5 protein-coding genes and 1 pseudogene are annotated in these 6997 nt (G+C 44.3%); 3 read left to right on the forward strand and 3 right to left on the reverse strand.

Annotation, left to right across the window (positions count from 1 at the left end):
• Together IM450_RS21240 and IM450_RS21245 are read left to right on the forward strand one after the other, a co-directional pair.
• A pseudogene (locus IM450_RS21240) lies at window positions 1–140 on the forward strand (IS630 transposase-related protein); the annotation flags it as partial.
• 113 nt (window positions 141–253) lie between these two features.
• Complete coding sequence (locus IM450_RS21245) at window positions 254–415, forward strand: hypothetical protein (RefSeq protein WP_287666517.1); 162 nt, start codon at window positions 254–256, stop codon at window positions 413–415.
• A 203-nt stretch (window positions 416–618) separates the two neighbouring features.
• Here the strand turns inward: IM450_RS21245 and bchD are convergent, their stop codons facing one another.
• The gene (gene bchD, locus IM450_RS21250) at window positions 619–2616 is read right to left on the reverse strand and encodes a magnesium chelatase ATPase subunit D (protein ID WP_287666519.1); all 1998 of its coding nucleotides are present in this window, start codon (window positions 2614–2616) and stop codon (window positions 619–621) included.
• A gap of 307 nt (window positions 2617–2923) precedes the next feature.
• Between bchD and IM450_RS21255 the strand changes: the two genes are divergently transcribed.
• Window positions 2924–4606: a hypothetical protein gene (locus IM450_RS21255; RefSeq protein ID WP_287666522.1), complete on the forward strand. Its 1683-nt coding sequence runs from the start codon at window positions 2924–2926 to the stop codon at window positions 4604–4606.
• 355 nt (window positions 4607–4961) lie between these two features.
• Here IM450_RS21255 and IM450_RS21260 read toward each other — a convergent pair whose 3' ends face one another.
• Entirely contained in the window at window positions 4962–6245 is a 1284-nt protein-coding gene (locus IM450_RS21260) for a TldD/PmbA family protein (protein WP_002799819.1), read from the reverse strand.
• A gap of 94 nt (window positions 6246–6339) precedes the next feature.
• Window positions 6340–6480: a transposase gene (locus tag IM450_RS21265; protein ID WP_002799818.1), complete on the reverse strand. Its 141-nt coding sequence runs from the start codon at window positions 6478–6480 to the stop codon at window positions 6340–6342.
• Between the last annotated feature and the right edge of the window lie 517 nt (window positions 6481–6997).

The following is a 6997-nucleotide window of genomic DNA, read 5'->3' on the forward strand; positions in this document are numbered from 1 at the left end:
AACACCGTCAGAGAAAGCTGGACTGGAAAGCACTGTCAAAAGATGTCCAAGAAAATCCCGAGGCAAGATTAAGAGACAGAGCCGAGAAGTTTGGAGTGAGACCAAGTGCCATTTGCTATGCCTTAAAAAAAATGAAAGTTATAGTCATTTCAGATAAGTCTGATACAGTCTAGGCCGACAAAACCCTTATGAAATCTCGGATTGATATTCTCAATCTTAATTGAAATGACTATCTCTAAGTAATCAGAATGAATTGACCAGTACTATCAATCGATTGCCCGATTTTTTGATTAGCGATTACCTATTAACTTCCGAGGAAAAATATTCTCTAAAGCAAGAATTTTTAGAAGAAAATTATCGAGTCGCCTGTAGGTATTTAAATCGCCCGGACGGTAAGTTATTCAAAGCTCGTTAATCAATGATATGCACCCCCCAACAACTAGCTACAGCTGGCTGAATAAATCTAAAAATTGTTGGATAAGACTTTTAGGCTTTTTTGAAATCAAAAAGTGCCAGCCATTGCAGGGATCGGGAGGGAAATTTAGGCACTTTTTCCCTGAAAATTGGTAAAACCCCACACCCTGCCCCCACCGAAAAACTTTTTGCCGCAAACCCTAGCTACAGTCCCGCAATTGCCCCTCGCGCCATAGATGCGATCGCTTGTTCCGTGGCCCGGGGTAGATGATAATATTTACCCCCGGCTTTTAGGGCTAATTCTTTGGCAAAACCAGTGGAGACGAATTTTTTCTCCGTATCGATGACCAGCAATTTAATGCCTAAAGAGCGAATTTTAGCGGCAATATCGAGCAGTTCTGCCTTAATATCCGGTTTTTCCCCCTCCGGAATCGGTTCCCCTAGAGATTTCGCCAAAGGAATATTACTTCTCCCGTCGGTAATCGCCACAATCACCACTTGACCGATATCCCCCGATAAACGGGCATTCATCCCCACATGAACCGCTTGGGTTAAACCGTGGGCTAAGGGGGAACCGCCACCACAGGGCAGGGTTTCTAGACGTTTTTTCGCTAGGGTAATCGATTTGGTTGGCGGTAATAGTACATCTGCTCGCTCACCCCGGAAAGGAATCAGGGCAATCTGGTCGCGATTTTCGTAAGCTTCCGTTAACAGACGCATAACCGCACCTTTGGCCGACTGCATCCGATTGAGAGCCATGGAACCGGAGGCATCGACGACAAAGACAATTAAAGAACCAGCCTTGCGGGCCAGCCGTTTTGAGCGCAGATCCCCTTCTTCTATAATCACATGACGTTCGGGATTCCTCAAGCGACGGGCTTTTTGATAGGGGGCGGCCGCCCGGAGAGTGGCATCGACGGCGACTCTTTTCACCTTGCCCCGAGGTAACATCGGCTTAATATAACGTCCCCTATCTTCCGAGAAAATCAGGTTACGCGCCCCCGATTTCCCCTGACGCTGGGCCATCTGGGCAAAATACAGCACACTGGGATCCAGTAAAACCCCTTCTGGGTCAAAAACAAATTCTTCCGGCAAATTATCGGGCTGTTCCGGTTCTTTTTCCTCCTCTTTCTCCTCCTCTTTTTCTTCCTGTTCCTGCTGGTTTTCGTCTTGGGGCGGTTCCGGTGGTGGCGGTGGTGGCGGTGGCTGTTGTTCCTGTTCCGGAGGTGGTGGCGTAATCAGCGATCGAGGTACAATAACTAATTCGACGGCTCTTTTTAAGTCATCGGCACTGACTAAATCCCGACCTTCTAAAGCGGCGGCGGCCTTGGCTACTCTCACGGCAAAAATCTCGGCGCGATGACCTTCTACCCTACCGCGCACCGCTTCCTCCACTAGATAACTAATTTGTTCGGGTTTAATTTTTACCTCTTTTAACCATTCCCTCGCCAGAATAATTTCGGTTTTTAGATCATCGATTTCTTGGGCATATTGGGCGATAAAAGCGCTGGGAGAAACAGCATACTCGATCGCCTGATTGACGGCGGTGACTCGTTGGTCTAAACTAAGGACACCATCGGCGGAAAGAGCAATGGCAATTCTATCTAATAAATGGGGTCGTAAATCCCCTTCTTCTGGGTTATAAGTAGCGATCAGGATTGGTTTACAGGGATGTTGAAAACTGATGCCTTCCCGTTCGATTTGGTTACGTCCTTCGCTTAAAACTGTGAGTAATTGGTTAGCAATTTGGTCATCAAGTAGATTAATTTCATCGATGTAGAGAATTCCCCGATGGGCGCTGGCTAATAAACCTGGTTGAAAGACTGGTTCCCCCTGTTTCACCGATTCTTCCACATCGACGGAACCCAATAAACGATCCTCGGTGACTCCTAGGGGAATCTGCACGAAAGGGGCCCGGATAACTTCCGTGGCGACCTCTCCACTGCTATATTCTTCTTTAGTGTGATCGTCCCATTCGTCGGCATTGTTGGGATCACAATTAAAGACATTACCTGCGATAATTTCGATCGGTGGCAGTAAGGAATGTATCGCCCGCGCCATGACTGATTTGGCGGTTCCCCGACGACCGGCAATTACCACACCCCCCAGGGCGGGATCCACGGCGGCTAAGAGTAGGGCTAATTTAATCGCTTCTTGGCCGACAACGGCAGTCAGGGGAAAATTGAGGGTCAGAGTGGGCATAGATCTAGATTCAGGCGGCCAAATTCTAGTGTAAAACAGAAGCTCCCGGGTCCGGCACTTTTTCCCTTTTTGATTCCCGAACCCAGATTTTAAGTAGGTAGGCGTTAAAAATTATCAGACACCCCCCTTATCAAGGGGGGACTAAGGGGGGACTAAGGGGGGATCGAACCTAAAATCCATTTTTAATTTAATTATAACCAGCTACTTAGCTGCATCTCGATGGATTTCTTCATCCCCGAACCGATCGAGAAGTTACTGGGTTAATCTAGGATTAGCTCCTGATAACGGCTGTAGAGAGGACAAAAATATGATAGCGACAATAATCGATCGCCTTACGGAAACCAACCCGCAAATTATGCGAGAATGGCAAGGAAGATTAACCCCGAAAAATATCTCGATCGCCTCGGTTATCTCCCTAGTTGGTCAATTATTAGTTTACCTGTACTATAAGAATCTCTTGTCGGTAGGGGCGGGATTTAGTCGTTACTGTACCGCTAATCCCCCCCATAACAACGATTATAATCCCTATAGTGGGCTTAAATACTGCATCCAAGACCTAAATGGTCAATGGATGATTATCTCCCGGTTATGGTGGTTAGATATCTTCACTTTTCTGAGTATTACCGGCATTTTCGCCCTTTTAGTGGTGGGAACCTATCAATTAATCGCCGATCTTTCTGGGGAAGAGCGCCGGGGTACACTTAATTTTATCCGTCTGAGTCCCCAACCCGCCAAAACGATTTTTATCGGCAAAATTTTCGGGGTTCCCATTCTCCTCTATCTCGTCTGTCTTCTCGCTTTACCCTTTCACTTGGGGGCGGGTTTATTAGCAGGTATTCCCCTATCGTTAATTTTAGCCTTCTACGCGGTTCTGATCGCTAGTTGTGCCTTTTTCTATCATGCTGCCCTTAGTTTCGCTTTAGCCACGCCATGGTTAGGAGGATTTCAACCCTGGTTAGGCAGTGCTGCAGTCTTAATCTTTGTGTTTTATAGCACTATTTTTACTTTATCGGGCTATGGTGGTTCCCGTACTCCCTTTGATTGGTTAATTCTCTTTAATCCTAGTTTTGTCCTCCCCTATCTAGTTAAATCTACCTTTCTCCCCCCCGATGCGGTACGCTATCTAGGAATCTCACAAATCTTTGATCTGCGTTGGTACGGTCAATCTCTCTGGCAATCGGTTATAGTGGGTATTAGCTTAATTTTGCTCAATTTTGCCCTCTGCACCTACGGTTTAACCAGAATTCTCCAGCGTCGCTTCCATAATCCCCTCGCTACTCTTGTTAGTAAACCCCAAAGTTACTGGATGATGGGCTGTTTTAGTGCCATTAGCCTGGGTTTTGTCTTCCAAACTCTGCAACCGAGCTATCTTTTCGATAATTTTGCGATTCTTAGCGTTTTTGTGGCGATTTTTGGCTTGTTAATCCTTTTTGCCCTCACTCCTCCCCGTCAAACTCTCCAAGATTGGGCGCGCTATCGTCATCTACAAGGAAAAACGGGCATTAGTCTGGGGAAAGCTTTAATCTTTGGCGAAAAAAGTCCTTCTACCCTAGCCATGGCTGTTAACGTCGCTATTGCCATTTTATTCATCCTTCCCGCTATTTTTATCGCCCCTCTCCATCAATATAAACTAGCCACTGCAGCCGGGTTTCTCTTGGCAATGAACATGATTTTAGTCTATGCCGCTATCGCCCAATTATTGATGTTAGCCGGCACAAATAAACGCGCTTTGCTCGCAGCCAGTAGCATCGGCATTTTGATTATTTTCCCCTTCCTCTGTTTCGCTGTCTTGGGAGTTAATCCCAGTCAATCTCCGCTTTTATGGTTTTTTACTTTTCTTCCCATTGCCGCTACTCAATACGCTACACTTCCCTCTTTCGCTTTGGCAATTTTCAGTCAGTGGTTGGGTTTAACCCTCGTCGGATGGCAAATTAATCGCCAATTAAATCGCCTTGGTGCCTCGGCAACTAAAGCGTTAATCCCAGGCTGAAAAATACCTACTCAAAGGGGAGATTAAATAATATCTCTGCCGATAATTTTCTCCCCTTGAGTGTCGGTTAATTTTTTTCCCAAAAAAGCTTGACAAAACCCCGCGACTTGACAGATAATTTCTTATATAATGGGAATCCGTGCCTGCCTGCGACCCCCCTCTTTTCAGGTCAAATAAAACCCCAAAAAATTAACCCCAAAAAGTAGGCTGAGTTAATCTCAGTTCCCAGATGATTCGGAGCATCTTTCAATTTGACAACGCCTATTGTAGGGCTAATTCATGAATTAGCCCTACACCTAGTAATTTCAGTTCCCATCTGATTAGGAGCATCTTTCAATTTGACAACGCCACATTTTTACCCTACCACCGATAAACTATCAACGATTAGCGAGGGAGTATAACAGGAGCCATTCCATTGATTATCGGCCCCCAGAGCGATTAAATTCTGCAAAGCGGTATAAACATTTCCCGTCACCATTGTATCTTTAACTCGTCCGGTGATTTTGCCCTTTTCTATGCGATAACCCAGATCGACATTGACAGAAAAATCGCCCGAAATATCGGCCCCATGACCTAAAATTTGGTCGATAACTAGGCCCTCATCTATTTGCGAGATTAAATCCTCTAAAGTTCCCTCTCCCGGTGCCACGATTAAATTAACTAAATCCGGCATGGGATAAACCCCTAAACCGGGACGAAAACCGTTTCCCGTCGGAGTAGTTTTTAATAATCTGGCCGTGGTACGATCGCTATAGAATTCCTTAACTCTACCTCCCTCAATTAAAGATAAAAATTTGGTAGGAGTTCCCTCATCATCAAAGGGACAACTATAGGGTTCTCGGTCCGGTTGTTGGGATAAAGTCAACTTTTCTGACATCACCAATTGACCAATTTTATCACTCCAGGGCGAGGACTGTTCTAAGACCTGTTTCCCATTTAAAGCCATCTCCACCGTACCCCATAAGAGGGTAACTGCATTAGAGGTCAATAAAATTGGTAATTTTCCCGTGGGACTATCCACATTATTGGCTGCCCATTGTAGTCGCTGCAATAACTGTTTAATTACCGTTTCGGGATGAGGTGTACTGCGGGTATATTCCCCATCATAAACGGCGAGAAAATCCTCTCCCCGTACCCATTCAATCCCCAGATAATAACTCAAAGCTGTATCGGTATATTGACAATATAAACCCTCGGAATTAACCAAACGGGTGATTTCCCGTTCACATTCCCATTCACCACTACAAATAACCTCAGGATAAACTTGGCGAATTTGGCCAATCATTTGATTACCCATCTCGATTAAAGATTCTACCGCCACATCCTGGCCAATCGGGTCATAAATTGCCCGTCGTGGTGCCGAAAATTCGATTTCTTCTGGGGCATTGAGATAGGATAAATTTAATGCCGTTTCTACTAAAATCTCAGGTTCCACATCACCATAACCCACCGCTAACCCCGGACAACCCTCGCGCCATAATCTTAAGGCAGTTCCCACGGATTCAGAACTTTCTAGCTGTTTGAGACGATTAGCCTCAAAAAAAACGGGATGGGAAAGGGAGGAAGATTGATAAACTTCGGCTGCCACCGCTCCGGATTGGAGAGCCAGTTCGATGAGTTGTTGCGGATCGATCGTCATGGTGATAGTTTTTGAGATGATAGCTATCTGATTATCGAAAATTTGGGTTTAAAACCCCGTCGTTCTACGACGGCTTTTCTTGATCTCTAATATATCACTTAAGAACTGCCAATGGGACACCTCCCACAGAAGAAACAAAATAACTAGGAGACCAAAGAGCATCTTTCCCATCTGATTTAGGATAACCAGCTTGTTCATATCTGCGCCTAGAAAAAGCTTTTAAGGAATTAACCATTACAGAAATATAAAGTTTAGTTGTTTATTCGATTATAGCGTTGTACATGGTCAGATTTTCCATTAAATTTAGAAGTTTTGAATGATAGCTTTATAAAGTAAAAAAGCGGCTGAAATATTATATTCTAAGTAAGTAGGTGTTAAAAATTGTTAGATACCCCACCTTATTAAGGGGGAATCAAAGACAAAATCTATCTTCAATTTAATTGAAACCACTTACTTACTCAACGGACTTAGTACAATAATTAAGATGGTCGCCAGATAGGTCGAGGAGTATAGCAAAATGTCTAACGAAACCGTCACCTATTCCCTAGAATCCGTCCTGACAAGGATTGAAAAGACCTCTTGCATAATTTTTTTATGGTATAATATAAGGTTTTGCTTTTTTCTCAATTCTTAGATTGAAGTGGAAAAAAGAATAAAATGTGATCTTAGGTCAGGAAATCATCTATAATTTTGCTATGTTTATTAGCAAAATTATGGATTATCAAAACTTATCAGATGAACAATTCAAACGC

Origin of the sequence: Microcystis sp. M083S1 (assembly GCF_020246405.1) — a bacterium.
In the GTDB taxonomy this organism is placed as follows: Bacteria; Cyanobacteriota; Cyanobacteriia; order Cyanobacteriales; family Microcystaceae; genus Microcystis; species Microcystis aeruginosa_C.